The 23,654-nt window shown below is 75.6% G+C and carries 17 protein-coding genes; 11 read left to right on the top strand and 6 right to left on the bottom strand.

Going from position 1 to position 23,654, the window contains the following annotated elements; genetic code table 11:
- Nucleotides 1-108 precede the first annotated feature (108 nt).
- Both BJP25_RS22320 and BJP25_RS22315 read right to left on the bottom strand, forming a co-directional pair.
- On the bottom strand, nt 109-1,143 hold the full coding sequence (locus BJP25_RS22320; protein ID WP_075976960.1) for an Ldh family oxidoreductase: 1,035 nt from the start codon (nt 1,141-1,143) through the stop codon (nt 109-111).
- Nucleotides 1,140-2,135 (bottom strand): Gfo/Idh/MocA family oxidoreductase, encoded by a 996-nt coding sequence (locus BJP25_RS22315; RefSeq protein ID WP_075976959.1) that lies wholly within the window; start codon nt 2,133-2,135, stop codon nt 1,140-1,142. The genes BJP25_RS22320 and BJP25_RS22315 overlap by 4 nt, the downstream gene beginning before the upstream one ends.
- 210 nt (nt 2,136-2,345) lie before the next feature.
- On the opposite strand from BJP25_RS22315, the gene BJP25_RS22310 reads away from it, so the two are divergent.
- From BJP25_RS22310 to BJP25_RS22285, 6 genes are read left to right on the top strand one after another with little or no spacing between them, the layout of a single operon-like run.
- On the top strand, nt 2,346-3,545 hold the full coding sequence (locus BJP25_RS22310; protein WP_075976958.1) for a DegT/DnrJ/EryC1/StrS family aminotransferase: 1,200 nt from the start codon (nt 2,346-2,348) through the stop codon (nt 3,543-3,545).
- Entirely contained in the window at nt 3,542-4,666 is a 1,125-nt protein-coding gene (locus BJP25_RS22305; RefSeq protein ID WP_233158216.1) for a DegT/DnrJ/EryC1/StrS family aminotransferase, read from the top strand. The genes BJP25_RS22310 and BJP25_RS22305 overlap by 4 nt, the downstream gene beginning before the upstream one ends.
- On the top strand, nt 4,663-5,562 hold the full coding sequence (locus BJP25_RS22300; protein ID WP_233158210.1) for a UbiA family prenyltransferase: 900 nt from the start codon (nt 4,663-4,665) through the stop codon (nt 5,560-5,562). Before BJP25_RS22305 ends, BJP25_RS22300 begins: the two co-directional genes overlap by 4 nt.
- Before the next feature lie 36 nt (nt 5,563-5,598).
- A complete protein-coding gene (locus BJP25_RS22295; protein WP_075976955.1) occupies nt 5,599-6,867 on the top strand; it encodes an FAD-dependent oxidoreductase in 1,269 nt (422 codons plus the stop codon).
- The gene (locus BJP25_RS22290) at nt 6,864-7,619 is read left to right on the top strand and encodes a class I SAM-dependent methyltransferase (RefSeq protein WP_075976954.1); all 756 of its coding nucleotides are present in this window, start codon (nt 6,864-6,866) and stop codon (nt 7,617-7,619) included. Before BJP25_RS22295 ends, BJP25_RS22290 begins: the two co-directional genes overlap by 4 nt.
- Nucleotides 7,616-9,202, top strand: a complete 1,587-nt coding sequence (locus BJP25_RS22285; protein WP_075976953.1) for a class I adenylate-forming enzyme family protein — start codon at nt 7,616-7,618, stop codon at nt 9,200-9,202. The genes BJP25_RS22290 and BJP25_RS22285 overlap by 4 nt, the downstream gene beginning before the upstream one ends.
- A gap of 531 nt (nt 9,203-9,733) precedes the next feature.
- On the opposite strand, the gene BJP25_RS22280 is transcribed toward BJP25_RS22285, so the two are convergent.
- The 3 genes from BJP25_RS22280 to BJP25_RS22265 form a co-directional block, all read right to left on the bottom strand.
- Nucleotides 9,734-10,771 (bottom strand): family 2 encapsulin nanocompartment cargo protein polyprenyl transferase, encoded by a 1,038-nt coding sequence (locus tag BJP25_RS22280; protein WP_075976952.1) that lies wholly within the window; start codon nt 10,769-10,771, stop codon nt 9,734-9,736.
- A 29-nt stretch (nt 10,772-10,800) separates the two neighbouring features.
- Entirely contained in the window at nt 10,801-12,195 is a 1,395-nt protein-coding gene (locus BJP25_RS22275) for a family 2B encapsulin nanocompartment shell protein (protein WP_075976951.1), read from the bottom strand.
- A 454-nt stretch (nt 12,196-12,649) separates the two neighbouring features.
- A complete protein-coding gene (locus tag BJP25_RS22265; protein WP_075976949.1) occupies nt 12,650-14,047 on the bottom strand; it encodes a family 2B encapsulin nanocompartment shell protein in 1,398 nt (465 codons plus the stop codon).
- Nucleotides 14,048-14,380: 333 nt separating this feature from the next.
- Here BJP25_RS22265 and BJP25_RS22260 point away from each other — a divergent pair, with 333 nt between their 5' ends.
- The 4 genes from BJP25_RS22260 (at nt 14,381) to BJP25_RS22245 (ending at nt 19,350) form a co-directional block, all read left to right on the top strand.
- Nucleotides 14,381-15,115, top strand: a complete 735-nt coding sequence (locus tag BJP25_RS22260) for an SDR family NAD(P)-dependent oxidoreductase (protein WP_075976948.1) — start codon at nt 14,381-14,383, stop codon at nt 15,113-15,115.
- A 118-nt stretch (nt 15,116-15,233) separates the two neighbouring features.
- A complete protein-coding gene (locus tag BJP25_RS22255; protein WP_233158209.1) occupies nt 15,234-15,596 on the top strand; it encodes a hypothetical protein in 363 nt (120 codons plus the stop codon).
- A complete protein-coding gene (locus BJP25_RS22250) occupies nt 15,589-16,002 on the top strand; it encodes a hypothetical protein (RefSeq protein WP_075976946.1) in 414 nt (137 codons plus the stop codon). Before BJP25_RS22255 ends, BJP25_RS22250 begins: the two co-directional genes overlap by 8 nt.
- A gap of 564 nt (nt 16,003-16,566) precedes the next feature.
- On the top strand, nt 16,567-19,350 hold the full coding sequence (locus tag BJP25_RS22245; protein ID WP_075976945.1) for a helix-turn-helix transcriptional regulator: 2,784 nt from the start codon (nt 16,567-16,569) through the stop codon (nt 19,348-19,350).
- A gap of 51 nt (nt 19,351-19,401) precedes the next feature.
- Here BJP25_RS22245 and BJP25_RS22240 read toward each other — a convergent pair whose 3' ends face one another.
- The gene (locus BJP25_RS22240) at nt 19,402-20,184 is read right to left on the bottom strand and encodes a thioesterase II family protein (RefSeq protein ID WP_233158208.1); all 783 of its coding nucleotides are present in this window, start codon (nt 20,182-20,184) and stop codon (nt 19,402-19,404) included.
- Nucleotides 20,185-20,883: 699 nt separating this feature from the next.
- Between BJP25_RS22240 and BJP25_RS36305 the strand changes: the two genes are divergently transcribed.
- Nucleotides 20,884-23,325: a helix-turn-helix transcriptional regulator gene (locus BJP25_RS36305; RefSeq protein WP_084794357.1), complete on the top strand. Its 2,442-nt coding sequence runs from the start codon at nt 20,884-20,886 to the stop codon at nt 23,323-23,325.
- Nucleotides 23,326-23,654: the final 329 nt, after the last annotated feature.

Below are 23,654 nucleotides of genomic sequence, written 5' to 3'. Positions count from 1 at the left end.
AGCCAGCTGCCCGGGCCCGGTTTGTGGGGGTGGGGGCCTTCTACTTCCAGGGGGACCACCGACCCGGGCTGGCTGTGCAGCCCGGGTTCTGCTGTGGTGGGTGGGTGCCTACAGGGCGGTGGGTGGGCGGATGCCGCACTCGTCGGCCACGGCGCGCAGTTCGTGGAACACCGGGTCCGCGATCCAGACGCCGTCCGCGTGGGACTGGCGGGTGCGCAGGGACTCCGGCTCTCCCGGGTACTGGGCGCCCGCGCCCGCCACGGCGGAGAACAGGGCCTCGGAGTCCTCGGTGAAGCCGTCCCGCAGGGTGTCCGGGGCCAGGGCCATGACGAAGAAGCCCACGTCGTCGTCCTCGGTGCCCGTGCTCAGCGGGCCCAGGCCCGCGCCGGGCAGCAGGGCGGCCAGCACCTCCACGGCCAGGCCGAGGCCGAAGCCCTTGTGCTCGGCGGGGCCCGGTGCGCCCAGCCAGGTGAGGCGGGCGGTGCCCGCGTCGAGGGCGGCGGGGTCGGTCTCCGGGCCCGCGGGGCCCGCGAGCCAGCCGGAGGGGATGCGCTCGCCCGCGCGGGCGGCGGCGCGGACCTTGCCGGTGGGGGCGGTGGTGGTGCTCATGTCGAGCAGGAACGGGGGGCGGCGGCCCGCCGGGGCGGCGACGGCGAGGGGGTTGGTGCCCAGCAGCTCCGGGCCGCCGACGGGGGCGGGGGCGATGCGCTGGTGGCCGCAGTTGGCCAGCACGAGGCCGATCATGCCCCGCTCGACCGCGCGCAGGGCGTGGTGGCCCGCGCAGCCGAAGTGGGTGGCGTTGCGGACCGAGACGACACCGACGCCGTAGTCGGCGGCGCGGATGGTGGCCAGGTCCATGGCCGCGCCCGCGAGCCACAGGCCCAGGGCGCGGTCGCCGTCGACGAGCAGGGTGGGGCCGCGGTCGACGAGGCGTTCGGGCTTGGCGTCGGGGTTGGCGCGGCCGGAGCGCAGCAGCGGCAAGTAGATCCGGGTGAGGTTGGCGACGCCGTGCGAGGACGTGCCCGTGGTGTCGCCGTGGCACAGGGCCTCGGCGGAGGCGCGGGCGTCGGCCTCGGGGAGGCGGTGGGCGCGGAAGACCGCGGTGGTGAACGCGATGAGGTCGTCGGCCTCGACCCTGGTCACCGGGCCGCCCCCACCGCGACCCGGGCGGCGAGGCGCTTGGCGTCGTCGAGCAGGCGCACCACCTCGGCGCCGGTGGCGGGCTCGTCCAGGATCGGCCTGCCGCCCGCGAAGTGCTCGTGCGCGCGGGCGATGAACGCCGTCAGCGAGTCGTCGCGGAACACCGAGTGCGACTGGGCGCCGCGGTTGCGCACCAGCAGCTGCGCGTACTCGTCGGCCGCGCTCACCGGGTAGTGGCCCACCAGCGTGCCGTGCTCCAGCTCCACGGTGATCCGCCGCTCGCGCACCGGGGCCGTCAGGTCGGTGCGGATCTCCGTGCGGGCCCCCCGGTGCGCCAGCCGCACCCACGCCCCGCCCAGCTCGGTGAACACCGCGTCGCCGAGCAGCATGTCCGACACGCCTGCGGCGGTCACCCGCGCCGGGCCCGCGATGCTCAGCGCGACCGCCAGCGAGTGCGGCACCTCCACGTCGAACGCCGTCGGGTGCTCGTCGCCGCGCAGCGTCCGGCCGAAGCGCGGCTTGGTCTGGGTGAACACGATCGAGCGCAGCGCCCCCAGCTCACCGCCCGCCACCACCCCCGCGATGCGCCGGGTCAGCTCGCTGCACCGCCACTGCGCCACCGGCACCAGGTCCAGCCCGGCCGCCTCGCGCAGCCGCAGCACCGCCGCCAGCTCCTCGGTGGAGGTCGCCAGCGGCTTCTCCACCAGCACGTGCCGGAACCCCAGCCCGGCCAGCTCGGTCAGCGGCCGCAACCGGGCCGTCGGCGGCGTGCACAGGTGCACCGCGGTGCGCGCGGGGTCCAGCAGCGACGCCGCGTGCGCGAGCGTCGGCGCCACCACGACCCCCGGCTGCTCGGCGACGGCCACCCCCGGGTCCACCACCACGATCGGCGGCCGCCCCACGGCCCGCCCGCGCCCGTACCCCATCCCCCGCAGCACGGGCAGGTGCAACCCAGCACCCGCACGCCCCGCTCCCACCACGAGCGCGCTCAGCATCCGGCCGCTGCCTCCAGTTCCAGCTCGGGGGCCCCAAGCTCCCGCCCGACCCCGGCCCTGTCAACCGCAGCCACCCGTTCGTGGTGAGTCCACTCAGGACGGATCGCGGCCACCCGGTCGGGTGGACTTCGGCGCTTCGGCGCGGGGTCACCCCGGGCGCTGGGCCTACGTTGGGGGCGGTCGAGGTGGACTAGTCCGGAGGGGACCGCCATGGAGCAGGCCGCCACCGTGTCCGGGTTCCTGGCCCCGCAGGGCGCGCGGGTGCCGTTCTTCAGCCAGGCCGCCGGGTTCACCGAGCTGTGGCCGCGGGTGGAGCCGCTGCTGCGCGAGGTGGTGGACCGGGGCAAGTTCTCGCACGGGCCGCTCGTGGCCGCCCTGGAGCGGGCGCTGGCCTCGTGGACCGGCGCCCGGCACGTCATCGGCGTCAACTCCGGCACCGACGCGCTGGCCATCCTGCTGCGCGCCACCGGGGTCGGCCCCGGCGCCGAGGTCGTCGTGCCCGCGTTCAGCTTCTTCGCCACCGCCTCCGCCGTCGTGCACGCGGGCGCCCGGCCGGTCTTCGCCGACGTCGACCCGCTGTCCCACGCCCTGGACCCGGACGCCGCCGCCGCGGCCGTCACCCGGCGCACCCGCGCCCTGCTGCCCGCCCACCTGTTCTGCCAGACCGCCGACCTCGGCGCGCTCACCGAGGTGGCCGAGCGGTACGCGCTCACCCTCGTCGAGGACAGCGCCGAGGCGATCGGCATGCGCTGGGACGGCGTGCACGCCGGGCTGGTCGGCGCGGGCGGGGTGCTGTCGTTCTTCCCCACCAAGACCCTCGGCGCCCTCGGTGACGCCGGCGCGGTCATCACCGACGACGACCGGGTGGCCGAGACCGCCGCCGCGCTGCGCCACCACGGCCGCTTCGGCGCCACCGTCGACGACTTCCCCGCCATCAGCACCGAGAGCGCGGTGCCCGGCCTCAACAGCAAGATGGACGACATCCAGGCCGCCGTCCTGCTCGCCAAGCTCGGCACCCTCGACACCGCGATCACCCGCCGCGCGCGGCTCGCCCTGCGCTACACCGAGCGCCTGGTGGGCTGCCCCGGCGTGCGCAGGCTGCCCACCCTCGTGCGCCGCGACGTCGACACCACCCCGGTCTTCTACGTCTACCTCGTCGAGGTCGACCACCGCGACTCCCTGGTGCGCTACCTGGCCGCGCACGGCGTCGAGACCGAGGTCTACTACCCGCGCCCGCTCCCGCTGCAACCCGCCTTCGCGCACCTGGGCCACCGGCGCGGCGAGTTCCCCCGCGCCGAGAAGGCCTGCGCCTGCGCCGTCGCCCTCCCGCTCTACCCGGACCTGGCCGACGACGACGTCGACCGGGTGTGCGAGCTCGTCCGCGCCTTCTACGGCGGGGGAGGCGCCTGATGCTGCCGTTCTTCCCCCCGGACCTGTTCGACGACGAGGTCGAGGAGCTGCTCGACACCGTCCGCCGGGTCGCCACCGCCCCGGCCCAGCGGTTCATCCTCGGTGAGCGCACCGCCGCGTTCGAGCGGGCGCTGCGCGAGCACACCGGCGCCGCCGACGTGGTGGCCTGCTCCAGCGGCACCTCCGCGCTCGTGCTCGTGCTGCGCGCCATGGACGTCGGCCCCGGCGACGAGGTGGTCGTGCCCGCCTTCGGCTGCGCGCCGCTGGCCGCCTCGGTGATCGCCGTCGGCGCCACCCCGGTGTTCGCCGACGTGCACCCGTGGACGATGACCGTCGAGCCCTACGAGGTCGAGCAGGCCATCTCCGGGCGCACCGCGGCGCTGATGCCCGCGCACATGTTCTCGGTGATGGCCGACATGCCCGCCCTGCGCCAGCTCGCCGCCCGGCACGACGTGCGGCTCGTCGAGGACTCCGCGGTCGCCCAGGGCGCCGTGCTCGACGGGCTGCCCGCCGGGCGCTGGGGCGAGGCGGGGGTGTACTCGTTCGTGCAGGTCAAGGCGTTCGGCACGGTCGGGGAGGGCGGCGTGGTCGTCACCGACGACGCCGAGCTGGGCCGCCTCGCGCGGATGCTGCGCAACCACGGCCAGCCCCCCGGCCGCCGCTTCGAGCACCACCTCGTCGGCTACAACAGCCGCTTCGACGAGATCCTGGCCGACGTCCAGCTGCGCAGGCTGCCGGGCCTGGCCGCCCGCCTGGAGCGGCGCGCGGCCATCGCCGACTACTACACCGAGCGCTTCGCGCCCCTGGTCGAGCGCGGCGTCCAACCCCCGCCCCCCGGCCGCGAGGGCCGCTGCCACTACGTCTACGCCCTGCTCGTCGAGCAGCGCGACGAGCTGCGCGTGCACCTGGCCGAGCGCGGCATCGGCACCCACGTCTACTACCCCGCCACCCTGCCCGCCCAGCAGGCGTTCGCCCCCTACGCCAAGGCGGGCAGGCACTGGCCGCACGCCGAGCTGGCCTGCGCGCGCAACCTCGCCATCCCCGTCTACCCGCACCTCACCGACGCCCAGGTGGAGGCCGTCGCGGACGCGGTGTGCTCGTTCCCGGGGGGCCCGCGGTGACCGCCGCGCTCACCGCGTCCCGGCTCGGCGCCTACGCCCGGCTGGCCAAGCTCGACGTGTGGGACTACTACCTGGCCCTGCCGCTGGCCTGGTCGCTGTGCGGGTTCACCGGCACCGGCGTGCTGCTGCTGTTCGGCGTCGGCACCGTCCTGGTGATCGCCGCCGCCGTCGCGCTCGACGACGTCACCGGCTTCCGCGACGGCAGCGACGCGGCCAACTACGGTCCGGACGCCCCCGCCCGCAGGCTGGCCCGCAAGCCCCTGCTCACCGGGGAGCTGGACGAGCGCCAGGCGCTGGTGTTCGGCTGGGCCTGCGCGGTGCTGGGCGGGGTGTGCTGGCTCGGGCTCGGCCTGACCGCCCCGCTGTGGACGCTGGTGCTCCTGGCGCTGCTGCTGGTCTCGGCCGTGCAGTACTCCTACGGGCTCAAGATCTCCTACCGCGGCGCGCAGGAGGTGTTCCTCGCCGGGTTCGGCTGCGGGCTGGTGCTCTGCGGCGTCGGGCTGGTGCGCGGCGCCCCCACCGCGCTGGCCGTCGTCGAGGCGGTCGTGTTCGGCCTCGGCCCGCTGCTGGTGGGGGTCTACTCCAACGCCAACGACGCCGCGGGCGACGCCGCCGTGGGCAGGCGCACCGTGGCCGTGCTCGCCGGGCCGGGCGGCCACCGCGCCTTCACCGCCGGGCTGACCGCGCTGGAGATCGGCGTCGTGGTGTTCGCGGCGGGGCTGGGGGCGGGCCCGTGGTGGTTCGCCCTGGCCCTGCTCCCGGCGATGGCGTGCCGGGTGGCGCAGCTGCGCGTGGGCGTCGGCCTCGGCGACGCGCTGCGCGCCCGGCGGTGGGGGCTGCTGGCGCACCGCGTCGCCGTCGCCTCGCTGGTCGTGGTGAACCTGGTCGTCCTGTGAGGGTCGCAGGCGGGTGGATGCCTGGAGGCGGGTGCGGTGGGCGCTGACGTCGACGTCGCGGTGGTGGGGGCGGGGGTCGCCGGGCTGGCGACCGCCCGCGCGCTGCGGGCCGCGGGCCGGTCCGTGCACGTGTTCGAGGACCGCGACGACGTCGGCGGGCGGATGGCCACCGCCCGCGCGGGCGGCGCCGTCCTCGACCTGGGCGCGGAGATGCTGTCCGACACGGGGTACTCCGCCACCTGGCGGCTGCTGCGCGACCTCGGGCTGGGCGCCGACGACGCCCCGCCCATCGGCCGCGACATCGCCGTCTGGCGCGGCGGCGCCGTGCACCCGCACCTGGGCGAGCGGCGCGGGCGCGGGCTCAGCGTCCTCGGCCGCGGCGTGGCCGCCGCCCTGCTGCGCCGCGACCGCGACGTCGAGGCCCCCGACGCCGACGACCGCGCGCTGGCCGAGGTGGGCACCCGCGAGGTGCGCGACTACCTGCTGCAACCGCTGGCGGGCGGCTTCTTCGGCTGGGACGTCGGGGAGGCGTGCGCCGCGCCGATGCTCGCGCACCTGCGCGCCGTGGGCTCCCCGAGCCGCTACCGCACCTACCGCGGCGGCATGGACACCGTGGTGCGGCGGCTGGCCGCCGGGCTCGACGTGAGCACTGGCGTGCCGGTGCGCGCGGTCACCACCACCCGCACCGGCGCCCGGGTCGTCACCGACGCGGCCACCCTCACCGCCCGGCAGGTCGTGCTGGCCGTGCCCGCCCCGCAGGCCGCCGCCCTGCACCCCGACGCCCCCGACTACGTCCACGCCTGCGAGTTCCGGCCGATGGTGAAGGTCGTCTGCGTCCTGGGCGAACCCCTGCGCTTCCCCACCGAGTCCTTCGCCCTCGCCGTCCCGGCCGTCGAGGACCCCACGGTCGCGGGCGTGTCGCTGGACCACCTCCGGTGCCCCGACCGCGCCCCCGAGGGCACCGGCGTGGTCACCCTCGTCGCCAGCGAGGCCGCCCGCTGGCTCGACGCCGACGACGCCTGCGTGGTCAAGGCGCTGACCCTGGCGGGGGAGCGGTACCTGCCGGGCCTGCGCGCGGCGCTGCGCACCGCCGTCGTCGCCCGCTGGCGCCACGGGCTGCCCATGCCCACCCCCGCCGCCCTGGCCCTGCGCCCCGCCTTCGCCGGGCGCCCGCTGTCCGCTGTGGACTACGCGGGCGACTGGTACTTCGCCCGCCCCTGCTCGGAGGCCGCCGTCCGCTCCGCCGAGGTCGTCGCCGCCCGGGTGCTCGACCGCGCGGGCGCGCTGTCCGGGAGCCCGTCGTGAGCAGCGCCTACGTCTTCGGCACCGGGTTCGCCCGGGAGGACGAGCGGCTGGCGCTGGGCGAGCTGCTGTGGGACCCGGGCACCCGCGCGCGCCTCGACGCCCTCGGCGCCGGCCCCGGGGTGCGCTGCCTGGAGGTCGGCGCGGGACGCGGTTCCATCGCGGCCTGGCTGCGCGCGCGCGGCGCAGACGTCACCGCCCTGGACCTCGACGTCGACCGCTTCGACGCCCCCGGCGTGCCCGTGCACCGCTGCGACGTCACCACCGACCCGCTGCCCGGCGACGGGTACGACCTCGTGCACGCCCGCCTCGTCGTCCAGCACCTCACCCGCCGTCGCGCCGCCGTCCGCCGCCTCGCGCAGGCGCTGGCCCCCGGCGGCCACCTCGTCCTGGAGGACACCGACACGGCCTCCCTGTTCAGCCACGCCGACGGCCCGTTCCACCCCGAGGTCAAGGCCGCCGCCTACGCCGTGATGGCCGAGTCCGGCTACCACCCCCGCTGCGGCCTGCTCGACGTCGACCTCGTCACCGACGCGGGCCTGACCACCAGCGCCGAGGGCCGCGCGGAGGTCGTGCGCGGCGGCACCCCGCAGGCCCGCTGGTTCGCCCTGTGGCTGGAGCACCTGCGCCCCCGGCTGCGCGGCCGGGTGCCGGAGGCGGCGGTGGACGCGGCCCTGCTGGACCTCGCCGACCCCGCCCACACCTGGCTCTCGCAGGTGATGGTCACCGTCGTCGGCCGCAGGGAGCCCGCGTGAAGGTCCCGCCCCTGGCGACGCTGTTCGACGACCTCGTGGCGCGGGGCACGCGCACCGTCGTGCACCTCGACCGCCCCTTCGACCTCGCCCCGCTGCACGGCACCCGCCACGACCTGCCCGCCCTCGCCGCGCTGGTGCGCCGCACCGCAGGCGCCCTGCACACCGCGGGCGTGGCCGAGGGCGACGTGGTGGCGGTCGTCAAGGCCAACCACTGGGACTACGTGCTGCTCGCCGCCGCGATCGCCCGGCTCGGCGCGGTGCCCGCGCTGCTGTCGGACCACCTGCCGCCGGAGTCGCTGGAGGTGCTGCTCACCCGCCTGGCGCCCGCCGCGCTGGTGACCACCCGGGCGGTGCTGGCGGCGGGGGATCGGCGCGGCGTCGACCTCACCGGCCTCGTCGGGTGCGCCATCGGCATCGACGGCGAGCACGCCGGGGCCGTCGCCCTCGCCGCCCTGCGCGGCGACCCGCCCCCGCTGCCGGTGCCGCGCGACCCCGACGCCCCGCTGGTCGTCAACCACACCTCCGGCACCACCGGCGTGCCCAAGCTCGTCGTGCACACCACCCGCACCCTGCTCGCGGGCATCGCCGACGCCGAGGCCACCCGCCTGCCCGTCGTCACCGCCCGCCCCGCCGACGTCGTCTGCTCCGCCATCGCCTACGCCCACGGCCGCGCGGTGCCGTGGACGGCCGCCGTCCTCACCCGCGGCCCCCGCGAACTGGTCGTCATCGCGGACCCGGACAGCGCGGAACCCGCCCTGCGCGCCCACCCGCCGACCACGCTGGAGGCCCTGCCCGCCACCTACGTCCGCTGGCACCACCTCACCGGCCCCGGCGGCCCGTTCGCGGGCGTGCGCCTGTTCGTCAACACCTTCGACGCCGTGCACCCGCCGACCGTGCGCGCCTTCCTCGCCGCCAGCGCCCGCCGGTACCCGGTGTGGTTGCAGGTGTGGGGCCAGACCGAGACCGGGCCGATCACCTTCCGCCTGCTCACCCGCCGCGCCGTCGCCCGCCCGGCCCGCCGCCACCCCACCACCCGCGACCTCGGCCGCCCCGCCCCCGGCCGCACCCGCCTGCGGGTGGTCGACCCGCGCACCCTGTCCGACCTGCCCCCGGGCACCCCCGGCCTCCTGCTCGTCCGCACCCCCGGCACCTGCGTCGGCTACCTCGGCGAGCAGGACCGCTGGCACGCCAAGTGGACCGGCGGTTGGTGGAACACCGGCGACCTGGGCGTGCGCACCCCGCTGGGCACCGTCCGCCTGCTCGACCGCGAGGTCGACCTCATCCCCGGCCTGTCCTCGGTGGAGCTGGAGGACGTCCTGGAGGACCGCATCCCCCGCGCCCGCGAGTGCGTCGTCCTCGGCACCCCCGGCTCCCCACCCACCCCCGTCGTCGTCACCGACGACGGCACCCTCGACCCCCGGGCCTGGGTCCGCGCCCAGCACGACCTCCCCGCCCTGGCCGACCCGGTCGTCCTCACCTGGGACCAGGTCCCCCGTACCGGCACCGGCAAGGTCCGCCGCCACGAACTGCGCCGCGCCCTGCACCACGGCGACGCCACGTTCGGCACCGGCCAGTGGACGTGACCGTTCCTGCGCGGGGGGTGTTTCGCCTCGCCTTCGGCTTCGGCTCTTGAAAGAGCCCGGTCGTTTGTTTGCTGGCTCGATGTGGTGGTTGTGCTTGACCGGGGCCCCTGCGGCGATCATGTGCTCGGGGTGGGGAAAAGGTGAGGCCTGCGGCCCCACCCCCCGGCCGTGGGTAGCACATGATCGCCTTCCCCGGTCAAGCACAGCCACCACATCGAGCAGGGCCGTAGCCGGGCCGCCGATTCCGTAGGTGGGCACCTCTTTCGCTTTGCGCACAACGCAACCACCCCGCACACCGGCGGCCCGGCTACGGGGGTGCTCGATGCGGTGGACTTGTTTGGGTGGGGTAGGCGATCATGAGCTACCCTGTCCGGGTTGAGCGGGGCTCTTTTGGCCCCAGCTTTTCCCGCTCTCTCAGCTCATGATCGCCGTAGGGGCCCCGCCCAAACAGGTCCACCGCATCGAGCCCGCCACAAAAACCCCGCACTCAACGCCCGATGCCGCAGGCGAGGCGACACACACGCAGCAAGCTCAACGATCCCGCTGAGCCGCCAACCGCGCGAGCGCGCGCAACTCATCCCCCGCCCGCCCCGCCGGCCGGACGGCGTCCAAGTGCGCCACAGCCTCGTCCAGCAGCCCATCCGCCTGCCGCCGCGCCCACGCGCGTCCCCCCGCCAGCTCCACGAGCGAAGCCGCGTGGGCGAGTTCCGCGTCGGACAGCGGTTCCGGGGAGCCGTAGAGCGCCCGCAACTGCTCCCCGGCCTGGGTCCCCGACGACAGCGCGGCGACCACGGGCAGGGACTTCTTGCGGTTGGCCAGGTCCGAGTGCACGGGCTTTCCCGTGGTCTCCGGGTCACCCCAGATGCCCAGCAGGTCGTCGGCCAGTTGGAAGGAGACGCCCATCTTCTCGCCGAAGGCGCGCAGGTCGTCCTGCTGGGACGGGCTGCCGCCCCCGTACAGCGCGCCCAGGGCGGTGGAGCAGCCCAGCAGGGCGCCGGTCTTGCCGCCCGCCATCCGCAGGCACTCCGCCACGCCCACGTCCGTGCGCTGCTCGAAGGCCAGGTCGGCCGCTTGGCCGTCCTGCACGGCCAGGACGGAGGCGGAGAGCAGGCGGGCCGACGCGCGGGACTTGTCCGGGGCGGCGGCGGCCACCACGTCGTAGGCCAGGGTCAGCAGGGCGTCGCCCGCCAGGATGGCGGGGCCGGTGCCGAACAGGGACCAGGCGGTCGGGCGGTGGCGGCGGAAGCGGTCGCCGTCCATGACGTCGTCGTGCAGGAGGGTGAAGTTGTGGACCAGCTCCACCGCGACGGCGGCGGGCAGGGCCGCGTCGGGGGTGCCGCCCACCGCCTCGGCGGCGAGGAAGGCGAGCGCGGGGCGGACCGCCTTGCCGCAGTCCGCGGTGGTGGGGCGGCCGTGCTCGTCGTGCCAGCCGAGGTGGTAGGCGGCGATGGAGCGCATGGATCCCGGCAGGGAGTCGACGGCGGCCCGCAGGGCCGGGTCGAGGAGGGCGCGGCTGCGCGCGAGCACGTCTCGTGCGGAGCGCCCGGGCCGGACGTCGACTGCGGACAACGAGGTGTCCCTTCTGCGGGGGTGCGGGGTCAGAGGCCGATCTGGACGTTCTCCAGGACGCCCAAGGCGTCCGGGACCAGCACCGCCGCGCTGTAGTAGGTGCTGACCAGGTAGGACAGCAGCGCCTTGTGGTCGACGCCCATGAAGCGCACCGTCAGGCCCGGCTGGTACTCGTCCGGGATGCCGGTCTGCCACAGGCCGATCACGCCCTGGTCGGCCTCGCCGGTGCGCATGGCGATGATCGAGGTGGTGCCGTGGTCGGACACCGGGATCTTGTCCGAGGGCAGCACCGGCACCCCCCGCCACGACACCTGCGGGCGGCCGTCGACCTCCACCGTCGGCGGGTAGAGGCCGCGCTTGGTGCACTCGCGGCCGAACGCGGCGATCGCCCTCGGGTGCGCCAGGAAGAAGTCCGTGCGGCGGCGCTTGGCCAGCAGCTCGTCCATGTCGTCCGGGGTGGGGGCGCCCGCGCGGGTGTGGATGCGCTGCTTGAGGTCGGCGTTGGCGAGGAACCCGAAGTCCGGGTTGTTCACCAGCTCGTGCTCCTGGCGCTCGCGCAGCGCCTCGATGGTCAGGCGCAGCTGCTGCTCCACCTGGTTCATCGGGTCGTTGTAGAGGTCCGCGACGCGGGTGTGCACCCGCAGCACCGTCTGCGCCACGCTCAGCTCGTACTCGCGCGGGGCCATGTCGTAGTCGACGAACGTGCCGGGCAGCTCCACCTCACCCACGTGCCCGGACGCCATCGCGATCTCCCGCTCGCCCCACCGGTTGCTCGCGCCGCGCGGGGCGCCGCGGAGGGCCTCGACGTGCTCGCGCAGCACCGCCGAGCGCTCCTGCACGGCCAGGAACTCCGCGCGCGGCAGGAACATCAGGATCACCGGGGTGCTCGCCCGGACGGTGTGCTCCCAGGTGGCGTCGGTGCTCAGCAGCGACGCCTCGCCGAAGAACTCGCCGTCGGCCAGCCGGTCCACCGCCGCCTCGTCGCCGAACTCGCCCTCGGTGTACCGGGTGACCTTGCCGTGGGCGATCAGGTAGAGCCCGTCGGCGGCCGCACCGCCGGTCACGACGGTCTCGCCCGACCCCACCTGCCGCTGCTGGAACCGGCCCGCGAGCTCGGTGAGCACCGCGTCGTCGGCGACCCCGCGCAGCAGCCCGACCTCGCGCAGCTCCGGCGGCACCACCGCCACGTCGGCGCCGGTGTTGGTGAACGACACCCGCCCGTCGCCCAGGGTGTAGGTCAGCCGCCGGTTCACCCGGTAGACCGCGCCCGGGGTCTGCACCCACGGCAGCATGCGCAGCAGCCACCGCGGCGAGATCTCCTGCATCTGCGGGACGGACTTGGTGGTCGTGGCGAGCTTGCGCGCGGCTGAGGTGCCGAGCGCGGTGGGGGTGTGCTGGTCCTCGGACTCAAGGAGACCGGTCACGCGTCATACCGCCAATCTGGGAGGTGGGGCGCTGGGAACCTGGGGACGTCGGGTTTGGCCGGTGGGTGCGTGCCGCGCGGGCCCTGCGACGGGTCGGCCGCGCGGACGGGTGGTCCTGGTGCCGCGGTGCGCCGCGCCCCGGCCCCCGCGGGCGGCCGCGGCGGCGCCGGGTGGGCGACCGGCCGCACCGCCGCAGCCTCCGGGTCCACCGCGAGCACCGGGGTGCCCGCGCCGGTGGTGGCGGGCGGCCGGGGGAACAGCAGCGACCGCGCCGGGACGTGCTCTGGCGCGACGCCCGGTGCGGGTGGGGTGGCCGGGCGGCCCGCCGGGGTGACCACGTGCGGGCCGGCCGGGTGCTGGTCGGGCATGGCTCTCCTGCCAGGGGGTGAACGGTCCGGCGGGTGGGCCTGCTGCCCGGCGGGCGGGGGGTGGGGGCGCGCCGGGCAGCAGGGGGTCAGAGGCCGATCTGGACGTTCTCCAGCACCGCCAGCGCGTCGGGCACCAGCACGGCGGCCGAGTAGTAGGCGCTGACCAGGTAGGAGATGACGGCCTTCTCGTTCACGCCCATGAACCGCACCGACAGCGACGGCTGGTACTCGTCCGGGATGCCGGTCTGGTGCAGGCCGACCACGCCCTGCTGGGCCTCGCCGGTGCGCATCAGCAGGATCGAGGTGGTGCGGGTGTCGCTCACCGGGATCTTGCTGCACGGCAGCACCGGGATGCCCCGCCAGGACGGCACCTGGTGCCCGCCGAGGTCGACGTTGGCCGGGTAGATCCCGCGCTTGTTGCACTCGCGGCCGAACGCGGCGATCGCGCGCGGGTGCGCCAGGATCACGCTCGGGTCCTTCCACACCCGCGACAGCAGCTCGTCGAGGTCGTCGGGGGTGGGTGCGCCCGCGCGGGTGTGCACGCGCTGGCGGGCGTCGCAGTTGTGCAGCAGGCCGAAGTCGCGGTTGTTGACCAGCTCGTGCTCCTGGCGCTCGCGCAGCGCCTCGATGGTCAGCCGCAGCTGCTGCTCGACCTGGTCCATCGGCTGGTTGTAGAGGTCGGCCACGCGCGAGTGCACCCGCAGCACCGTCTGCGCCACGCTCAGCTCGTACTCGCGCGGGTCGTCCTGGTAGTCGACGAAGGTGCCGGGCAGCTCCACCTCGCCCTCGTGGCCCGCCGACAGGTCGATCGGGTGCTCGCCCCCGCTGCGGTCGCCCGCGTCGGCGAACGCGCGCAGGTGCTCGGCCAGCGCCGCCGAGCGCTCCACCAGGTTGCGGAAGTCCGCGCGGCGCAGCGCCAGCACGGTGGTGGGGGTGGCGGCGCGGGCGGTGAAGTCCCAGATCCGCTCCTCCAGCAGGCCCCACTGGTCGAAGTGCTCGCCGTCGGCGACCACGCCGACCACCGCGTCCTCGCCGTACTGGCCCGCGGCCCGCTGCTCGACGCGGCCGTGCGCGATGACCAGGAAGCGGTCCTCGGCGTGGCCCCACTCGACGATGGTGTCGCCGGGCTGGTAGGTCTCCTCGGTGAACAGGTTGGCCAGCGCGCCCAGGGTGTCGTCGTCGTCGAAGTCCCGCAGGAACAGCAGTTCGCGCAGGTCACCGGCGATCACCCGGGACCGCGAGCCGCTGCGGTCGACGTCGATGCGCCCGTCGCCGACGACGTAGCTGCGCCGCTGGTTCACCCGGTAGGTGCCGCCGCTGACCTGCACCCACGGCAGCACGCGCAGCAGCCAGCGGGAGGTGATCTCCTGCATCTGCGGCACGGACTTGGTGGTGGTCGCGAGGTTTCTCGCCGCCGCCGTCCCCAGGGATTGCTGCGCGGCCTGCTGGGCGGCATCTCCCAGGGGGTGCAGGGTCTCGGTCACAGCGCTACCACCATTCCTGGTCCGTGATCGTGTGCGAAGGGGTGAGTGGTCGGCCGGGGGGAGGCGGCGCCGGGACCGCCGGTCGCGCGCCGACCGGCCGGATTCCCCTGTCCCCCATGCGTTTCACCGACGGCAACGAAGCTAGCACCGGCGGACCGGGGTGGGCAGTCCCCGAATGGGCTGGTGCACGTGCGGTCGCCCGCCCGTTCCGCCCGCCCGTCGTCGACGCGCAGTGACGACGTTGTCGATCTTTCACCCGGTTTCGCACCGCCGGTGCGGCGAACGGGGGTGGGTGGCTCCGGGCGCTGGCGCGCGGGCGGGCACACTGGTCTGATGACCGGTTCGGTGATCGTCCTGGGCGGCGGGAGTGAGATCGGCTCAGCCCTGGCGCTGCGGCTCGTGCGCGGGGGCGCGCGCGAGGTCGTCCTCGCCGCCCGCCGCCACCCCGCCGAGGCCGAGCGCGCGCTCACCGCCGCGGGCGCCCGGGTGACCTGTGTGGACTTCGACGCCGACGACCTGGCCGCGCACGGACCGCTGCTGGGGCGGCTGGTGCGCGAGCACGCGCCGGTGGCGACGGTGGTGGTGGCTTTCGGGATCCTGGGCGACCAGGCCAAGGCCGAACGTGACGTGGATCATGCGGTGGCCGTGGTGCACACCGACTACGTGGCGCAGGTGTCCGTGCTGACCGTCCTGGCGAACCTGCTGCGCGCGCAGGGCTCCGGCGACGTCGTGGCGTTCTCCTCGGTGGCCGGGGTGCGGGTCCGGCGGGCGAACTACGTCTACGGTTCGGCGAAAGCGGGTTTGGACGGCTTCGCGTCCGGCCTGTCCGACGCCCTGGTGGGCAGCGGCGTGCGGCTCCTGGTGGTGCGGCCCGGTTTCGTGGTGGGGCGGATGACCGAGGGCATGTCGCCCGCGCCGCTGTCCTCCACCCCGGACCAGGTGGCCGACGCCGCGGCGAAGGCGCTGCGCCGGGGCGGGCGGGACGTGTGGGTGCCCGGTGCGCTGCGGGTGCTGTTCTTCGGGCTGCGCTTGCTGCCCCGGTGGCTGTGGCGGCGCATGCCCCGCTGAGTCCGAAGTGGACCCAACCCGCGCGGGGACCCGGTCGCGGGGCCGCCCCGGCCGTCGTGCGACGCTGTGACCTGGTGTTGCGTCCGGTGCGGCCGGGAGGGTGAGCGTGGTCGGTGGGGTGAGCACGGTGCTCAACTGGGTGGCCCTCGCGGGCGCCCTGTGGGCGGTCGTCCTCGTGGTGGTCGACCGCGCGCCGGTGCTGGGCCGCCCGGACGGGTGGGCGTACGCGGGCGTCCTCGCGCTGATCGAGCTGGGGGTGCTGGTCCAGGCCGCCATCGGGCTGGTCATGGCGTTCACCACCGACCGGGACGTGGAGCGGTGGACGCTGGCCGGGTACCTGCTCGGCGCGCTGTTCGCGGTGCCCATCGCCGCGTACTGGGCCAACGCCGAGCGCACCCGGTGGGGCACGGCGGTGCTCGTCGTCGGGTGCCTGGTGGTCCCGGTGCTCAACCTCCGGATGGGGCAGGTGTGGGGTGGCTGAGCTGAGGGAGGCCACCCGCAGCGGGCCCGGCCGGGTGCTCATCGCGCTCTACGCCCTGTTCGCCGTCGCCGCCTGCGCGCGCTCGGCCGTGCAGATCGGCACCCACTTCGAGCGGGCGCCGCTGGCCTACCTGCTCTCCGCCTTCGCCGCGGTGGTCTACGTCGTGGCCACGGTGGGCCTGGTGCGCGGCTCGCGGGCCTCGCGGCGGGTGGCGGTGGTGTCCTGCTCGGTGGAGCTGGTCGGGGTGGTGGCCGTGGGCGCGTTCAGCCTGCTCGACCCCGCCGCCTTCCCGGACGCGACCGTGTGGTCGCTGTTCGGGCGCGGTTATGGATTCATCCCGCTGGTCCTGCCCGTGCTGGGGCTGCTCTGGATCCGGCACACCGGCCAGGGGGCCGCGGCGGATTGATCCGTCCCATTCGGGGTGGGCCGTCCCGGGTTGTCCCGCGGATTAGTCGGAATCGGTCCCGGATAATGCGCACGCGCGAATGCGGACGCCCCGGCGGCGCCACCCGATATGCGCTCGCCGTGGTCGGCACTGCCTCAGGTTGCGCCGATCGGGGGATGGCGGCCACCCGGGCAGGGCGTCGGAGCTGCGCTAACTTAAGGTTCTCTTGAGGTTGTGGTTGGGGACTCACCAACCCCGGCCGATCAGGTAAGCGATTACCCTCCGTTGTCGGCCGCAGCGCCGCCCGCCCCGAAAAGTCGATGGACCCCTGACTACGCGGGCGTGTCGGATGCGTCGTGCGGACCTGGCCCGATGCGCCGAACGGGCCAGTACCCCACCGTTGCGCACGCCATTCACCTCATTGTTCACCCGGGTAATTGGCAAAGCTTCCACCGACGAGGCATTAGCCGTTAGATTCGTGCCGGATGGTGGGGGGAACGGGGAAAAGCCGTCACGCGGCGTGGTCGCCGCGGCAGTCGGCGGCCCGTTCGGCGGATGGGACGCGCGAGGGACGAAGGGCAGACCATGGCGCTGGTCGAACGGCACGAGGAACTCGGGACCCTGACCCGCCTGTTCGCCGAGACCGCTCGGGGCAGGGGGCAGGTGGCGCTCATCAGCGGCGGGGTCGCCGCGGGCAAGACCGAGCTGCTGCACGCCCTCGCGGAGCACGCCACCGAGCGCGGGGCGGTGCTGCTCGGCGCCACCGGCTCGCGCGCCGAGCGCACCCTGCGCTTCGGCGTGGTCCGCCAGCTCGCGCAGAGCCCGGACGTGCCCGCCGAGCTGGCCGAGTCGGCCACCAGGCTGCTGCGCGAGCAGGCCACCGCCGGCGAGCAGGCCGCCTCCGGCTCGCTCGGGCAGGCGGGCGCCCGGCTGCTCGACGCGCTCTGCGGCGGGCTGCTGGAGCTGGCCAGGACCGCCCCGGTCGTGATCACCGTCGACGACGTGCAGTTCGCCGACCCCGCCTCCCAGGAGGCCCTGCTCTACCTCCAGCGCCGGATGCGCTTCGGCCGGGTGCTGCTGGTGCTCACCGAGTGGGCGCTGCCCCGACCGACCCAGGCGGTGTTCCGCGCCGAGGTGACCCGCCAGCCCAACACCAGCCTGCTGCGGCTGGCCCCGCTGTCGCAGGACGGGGTGGCCCAGCTGCTGGCCGACCGGTTCGGCCAGGAGACCGCCGCCGCGCTCGCCCCGGTGCACCACGCCGTCAGCGGCGGCAACCCGCTGCTGGTCGGCGCCCTGGCCGAGGACCACCGGGCCGCGGTGCGCGCGGGCGCCCGCCGCACCGACGTGGTCGTGGGCCCGGAGTTCGCCGCGGGCGTGCTGGCCTGCCTGCACCGCTGGGAGCCGACGATGCCCCGGGTCGCCCGCGGCCTGGCCCTGCTCGGCGACGCCGCCACCCCGGTGCTGCTCGGCGCGCTGCTGGAGCTCACCGCCGACACCGCCGCCCAGGCGCTCGACGTGCTGGAGATGGCGGGCCTGCTCGACGCGGGCCGCTTCCGCCACCCGGTGTCGCGCACCGCGGTGCTCGGCAGCGCCACCCCCGCCGAGCGGGCCGAGCTGCACCTGCGCGCCGCCCGGCTGCTCGGCCGCGAGGGCGCCCAGGCCGCCGAGGTCGCCGCGCACCTGACCGCCGCCGACGACGCCGACGGCGTGGTCGAGGGCCAGTGGGCGGTCGCCGTGCTGCGCCACGCGGGCCAGGAGGACCTGGTGGCCGACCGGCTCGACCAGGCCCTGCGCCGCCTGGAGCTGGCCGCGAAGGTCACCGACGACCCGCAGGAGCGGGCCGACCTGCTCACCCTGGTGCTGCGCGTGCAGTGGCGGGCCAACCCCTCCGCCGCCGCCCGCCACCTCATCCCGCTGCGCCAGGCGCGCCGGGCCGGGGAGCTCTCCGCCCGCAACACCCTGCACCTGGCCAAGTTCCTGCTCTGGTACGGCCACACCGACGAGCTCGCCGACGCGCTCGTCGACCTCGCCGGGCACACCCCCGCCACCGGGCAGACCGGGCTCGCCGTGCACTGGCTGGAGTTCCTGCACCCGCTGGCGGTCCCCGCCGTCCCCGCGCCGCGGGTGGCGGGCGCGGTCACCGACCCGTGGACCCGGGTGGCCGCCATGCTCGACCGGGTGCGCGGCGGGGGCGCGCGCACCGAGGTCGTCACCGCCGCCGAGCAGGTGCTGCGCTCGTGCCGGTTGGGCGAGCAGACCTTCGGCTCCCAGCTCTCCGCGCTGGCCGCCCTGGTGCTGGCCGACCGCAACGACCGCGCCGCGCACTGGTGCGACGCGCTGCTGGCCGAGGCCACCGGCCGCGGCGCCGACACCTGGCTGGCCGTGCTCGGCGCCCTGCGCGCCGAGGTCGCCCACCGCCAGGGCGACCTGCCCGCCGCCGCCGACCGCGCCCAGCAGGCCATCGACCTCATCACCGCCCAGGGCTGGGGGGTGGCCGTCGGCCTGCCGCTGGCGGTGCGCGTCGCCGCCGCCACCGCGATGGGCGCCCACGACGCGGCCGCCGCGCTGCTGCGCACCCCGGTGCCGGACGCCATGTTCACCACGCAGTTCGGCCTGCGCTACCTCTACGCCCGCGCGGGCCACTACCTCGCCACCGGCCGCTCGCACGCCGCGCTCACCGACTACCAGCGCTGCGGTTCGCTGATGGCCCGCTGGGACCTCGACCTGCCCACCCTCGTCCCGTGGCGTGCGGGTGCCGCCGAGGCGCACCTGGCCCTGGGCAACCGGGAGGCGGCCCGGGTCCTGGTCGCCGAGCAGCTGACCCGGCCCGGCTGCGACGGCCCCCGCACCCGCGGCACGTCGCTGCGGGTGCTGGCCCAGGCCACCGCCGCCGAGCGCCGCGTGGCCCTGCTGACCGAGTCCGTCGAGGCCCTGCACGCGGGCGGCGACCGCTACGAGCTGGCCAGGTCCCTGCTGGCGCTCAGCCACGCCCACAACGCCGCGGGCGACTGCGAGAAGGCCCGCACCGTCGCCCGCCGCGCCGCCCAGCTCGCCAAGGGCTGCCAGGCCGAACCGCTGTCCCGCGAACTGGCCCCCGGCCGCGACCCCGAGGGCGCCGACGCCGCCGACCGCGCCCACACCGACGCCGCCGTCCTCGACCTGCTCAGCGACGCCGAGCGCCGCGTGGCCGTGCTGGCGGCCCTGGGCCACACCAACCGCGAGATCGGCGGCAAGCTCTACATCACGGTCAGCACCGTCGAGCAGCACCTGACCCGCGTCTACCGCAAGCTCAACGTCAGCAGGCGCACCGACCTGCCTGCGGGCCTCCCGCAGCAGCTCCTCGCCGCCGCGGCCGCCGAAGAGGGCTGATCGCGCGCTGGTCACCCCGGGCCGGGCGCGCTGCCCGACCCGGGGCGGTGATCACTCGGCGGTGGCCAGGGTGGAGTCGATCTGCTTGGTGATCCGCGCCAGCACCTGCGGCACGATCGCGTTCAGGTAGAAGTGCCCACCCGGGTACACCTCCATCTCGAAGCGGCCCGTGGTGTGGTTCTCCCACTGCGCCACCTCCGCCACGGTGGCCTTGGGGTCGGCGTCGCCGGTCAGCGCCAGGACCGGGCAGGACACCTGCTCCAGGGTCGCGGGCCGGTAGGTCTCGGCGGCCTTGTAGTCCGCCCGGATCGACGGCAGCACCATCCGCAGGATCTCGTCGTCGTCGAGCAGCTGTGACTCGGTGCCGTTGAGCTGCTTGATCTCCCGCAGCAACCCGTCGTCGGGCAGCAGGTGGTTCCGCTCGTCCCGCACCGCTGACGGCGCCCGCCGCGCCGACGGGATCAACCCCGCCAACCGCACCCCCGCCCGCTCCAACCGCAGCGCCAGCTCGAACCCCAGCGAAGCCCCCAGGCTGTGCCCGAACAACGTCAACGGCTTGTCCGCGTACGGCGCCACGATCCCCACCAGCGCGTCGGCCAACGCCTCGATGCTCTCCAGGCACTTCTCCTGCCGCCGGTCCTGCCGCCCCGGGTACTGGATCGCCAACACCTCCACCCGCGGCGCCAACGCCCGCGACACCGGGAAGAAGTAGCTGGCCGACCCCCCGGCGTGCGGCAGGCACACCAACCGGGCCGCAGCCCCGGGAGACGGGTGGAACCGGCGCACCCACGAGTCGGCGTTGTCGCTCATCTCCGCGCGCATCCCCTCTGCCATGCCCCGAACGGGGCCCACCCGGATCCCAGACCCGGCCATCCCGGCGATGGTCCCACGACCCCACCGCCCCGAGCGGCACCCGCGGACCGACCAGCGGCCCACCGAGCACCCCGCCTGACCATCGCAGCGAGGGCACCCGCCCATCAACCCTGCACCACCCCTACTAGTCACATCCCGAGATCCCCCACGCCACCCACCAAGGCCCAGGTGGCGAGCACCACACCGGCCGCGCCTGCCCCACCCGGCGCGGCCGGTGCCACAAGTCCCCACCCCCGACGAACCCGGCCCGCACCACCACTCAGCCGAGTTGTCCACAGCCCTTTCGCGGTGGTCGAGTTTCGTCGCCCCCCGCCGGTAGCGTTGAAAACAGGGGTCCCCTTGCCCGGGCTACCCCCGCGCCAGCATGGGGCGAGGTCGCGCAAGAAGACGCGCCCACCCACCGGGCCCACCACCCAAGCCCCGCACTTCAAGAGCCCCGCGCAGCGGGCCCCCGGCGCAGCCGATCGACAGCCCCGCGCAGCGGCGAGCAGGCGGCCAAGAAAGCACTAGGGCCGAAAGCAACAAAAGATGAGGCAACCTTGAAACAACGCCTCCCACCACCAGGAACCGGCAATCCACCTAGACCCTCCGGTCATCCCTTCTCCCCTCCACCCCCGCCCCGTAGCGTTCGCCAGCGCCGGACTGCTGAGGGGTGGCTGCATGCCGCTTGTCGAACGCCGTACCGCTGTGGCGGCGCTGGGTCGCGCGCTCGCGGGGTGCGCCACGGGGTCCGGGAGGGTCACGGCGGTCACGGGTCCGCACGGGTGCGGCCGGAGCCGCTTGCTCGCGGAGTTCACCGATCGGGCGCTCGACGCGGGCGCGGTCGCGCTGTCGGCGATCGCCACCCGCGCCGAGCAGTTCGTGGTGGGCGGGGTGTTGCGGCAGCTGGAACAGCAGCTCGCGGGCAGCCAGGCCACGCAGGCCCCGATCTCCGCGGACACCCTGCACGCCCTCCGCGCGCCCGTGGTCGTCGTCGTCGACGACGCGCAGCACTGCGACGAGGAGTCGTTGCGGGTGCTGGGAACGCTGCGCGGTGGCGCGGTGTCCGTCGTCTTCGCCCAGGTCGAACCCGCGCCCGCGCTCGTGCTACCCGCCGACGAGCGGGTGCGGTTGGTGCCGTTGAGCCAGGCAGGCGTGGCTGAGGTGCTGGGGGACGCGGGGCCCGCCGCGAGCGTGCACCGGGTCAGCGGGGGGAACCCGGTGCTCGTGCAGGCGTTGGCTGCGGACGCGCCCGCGGAGCCGGGGGAGGGGCCGTCGTTCCGGCAGGCGGTGCCCGGGGTGTTGCGGCGGTGGGGTGGGGCGGTGCCCGCCGTTGCCGAGGCGTTGGCGGTGCTGGGCGATGGCGCGCAGCCTGCCGTGGTGGCTGAGGTCGCCGGGGTGCCTGCGCCCCGGGTGTCGGACACGTGCGCGGCGTTGGCGTCAGCGGGGTTGGTGGCGGGTGGGCGGATCCGGCACGAGGCCGTGCGGTCGGCGGTGCTGGCCGGGTTGAGCCGGGCCGACCGGGCGGAGCTGCACCTGCGCGCGGCCAAGGCGCTGCACGAGGCCGGGGTGGCGCCGCAGGGCGTCGCGGAGCAGTTGGTGGCAGCCGGGGCTGCGGAGCCGTGGGCGCTGCCGGTGCTGGCGGTCGCCGCCCAGGAGTCGCAGGACGCGGGGTTCGCGGTGCGGTGCCGAGAGGTGGCGCTCGGGGCCGTTCCCGCCGCGCAGCGCCAGTCGGCGGTCGACGCCCTCGCCGCGGCGGAGTGGCGGTTGCGGTCCCAGGCGCGCTTGGGCGAGCCCGTCGAAGACCCGGTGGTCGCCGCGCGCTACGGCCTCTGGCACACCGACCGCGCGGGTGCCGCCGACCTGCTCGCCGCCGCCCAGCGCGCCGACCCGGCCGCGGGGGCACGGTTGGCGCTGGCGGAGGCCCACCTGCGCGCGAGCCCGGCACCCGCCGCCCACCCCGACGCCGACTGGGCGCACGCCGCCGCCCGCCTGCTGCCCAACCTGCTCGCGGGCGCCCTCCCCGCCGTCGCCGACGACGCCGAGCACCTCCTGCGCACCTGCCCGCCCGCGGACGACACCCTCGAAATCCGCGCGGGCGCCCTCCTCTGCCTCACCCACGCCGACCGCCCCGACCTCGCCGCCCAGTGGTGTGACGCGCTCCTCGACGACGCCACTGCGCGCGGAGCAACCACGTGGCGCGCGGTGTTCGTCGCTGTGCAAGCCGAGATCGCGTTGCGCCAAGGGGCTGTGCGGACCGCGCGGACCCGCGTCGAACAGGCCCTGCGCCTGCTGCCCCCGCCAGCCTGGGGTGTGCTGCTGTGCCTGCCGCTGTCGACCCTGCTGAGCGCCGAGACCGCCCTGGGCCTCACCGACGGCGACGCCCTCCGCCACGTCCTGCCGGACGGCGCGCTCGACTCCACCTACGGCCCCAAGTACCTGCACGCCCGCGGCGAGCACTACCTGGCCGCGGACCGCGTCCTCGCCGCCTCGGCCGACTTCGAGGAGTGCGGCCGCCGCATGGTCGCCGCGGGCCGCGACCTGCCCTCCCTGGCGCCGTGGCGCACCGGCCTCGCCGCCGCCCTGCTGCGCACGGGCCACCCCCGCGCCGCCGCCGCCCTCGCCGACGAGCAGCTGGCCATGCCCGCCGCCGCCAGCCACCACGTGCGCGGCCTGTGCCTGCGGGTCCAGGCGGGTGCCCGGGGCCCCGACCACCTGCGCCAGGCCGCCAAGGAGTTCCACGCCGCGGGCAACCACCTGGCGGCGGCCATCGCCCTCGCGGAGCTGAGCCGCAGCCTGTTCGCCCAGGGCAACCCGACCGCGGCGGCCGTCGCCACCGCGTCGCTGGAGGACGCGAACCGGTGCGGCGCGGCCGACCTGCTGGAGCGGGTGCTGCGCGGGGACGAGCCGCAGGGCCAACCCGAACCGCCCGCGCTCAGCGAGGCGGAGAACCGGGTGGCCGCGCTCGCGGCGCTGGGCCACACCAACCGGGAGATCGCGCAGCGGTTGGAGGTCACGCCGAGCACGGTGGAGCAGCACTTGACGCGGGTGTTCCGGAAGTTGGGGATCCACCACCGGGCGGACCTTCCCGCTTCCCCGTGCGTTTCCCCGCTGCCGGAGTGACTTTTCGCTTGCGCTGCTTGGCTTTCGCTGCGCTCTGCTCTCCGCTGCGCGGGGCTGTTGCCGGCTGCGCCGGTTCTCCGCTGCGCGGGGCTCTTGAAGAGCGGGGGGTTGGGTGGTGGGCCCGGTTGGGTGGATCCGCTTGGCTGGGGCCCCTACGGCGATCATGTGCTGTCGGGCGGGGAAAAGGCGGGCTGAAAAGACGCCCGCCCGTCCCGTTGGGTAGCACATGATCGCCTTCCCCAGCCAAGCGGATCCACCCAACCGGGCGGTGCTCGTTGTCCGGGTTCTGCTTGTGTGGGTGGTCGCCTTCTCGGGCCACTGTGGCTCAT

Origin of the sequence: Actinokineospora bangkokensis, from assembly GCF_001940455.1 — a bacterium.
In the GTDB taxonomy this organism is placed as follows: Bacteria; Actinomycetota; Actinomycetes; order Mycobacteriales; family Pseudonocardiaceae; genus Actinokineospora; species Actinokineospora bangkokensis.
The sequence above is the reverse complement of the archived record's forward strand: the minus strand, read 5'-3'. Positions and strand labels throughout refer to the sequence as shown.

Bases quoted from the DNA above. Each gene is read 5' to 3' on its own strand.
- BJP25_RS22315 (WP_075976959.1), bottom strand. From the start codon at position 2,135: ATGCTGAGCGCGCTCGTGGTGGGAGCGGGGCGTGCGGGTGCTGGGTTG.
- BJP25_RS22310 (WP_075976958.1), top strand. From the start codon at position 2,346: ATGGAGCAGGCCGCCACCGTGTCCGGGTTCCTGGCCCCGCAGGGCGCG.
- BJP25_RS22260 (WP_075976948.1), top strand. From the start codon at position 14,381: ATGACCGGTTCGGTGATCGTCCTGGGCGGCGGGAGTGAGATCGGCTCA.
- BJP25_RS22245 (WP_075976945.1), top strand. From the start codon at position 16,567: ATGGCGCTGGTCGAACGGCACGAGGAACTCGGGACCCTGACCCGCCTG.
- BJP25_RS22240 (WP_233158208.1), bottom strand. From the start codon at position 20,184: ATGGCAGAGGGGATGCGCGCGGAGATGAGCGACAACGCCGACTCGTGG.
- BJP25_RS36305 (WP_084794357.1), top strand. From the start codon at position 20,884: ATGCCGCTTGTCGAACGCCGTACCGCTGTGGCGGCGCTGGGTCGCGCG.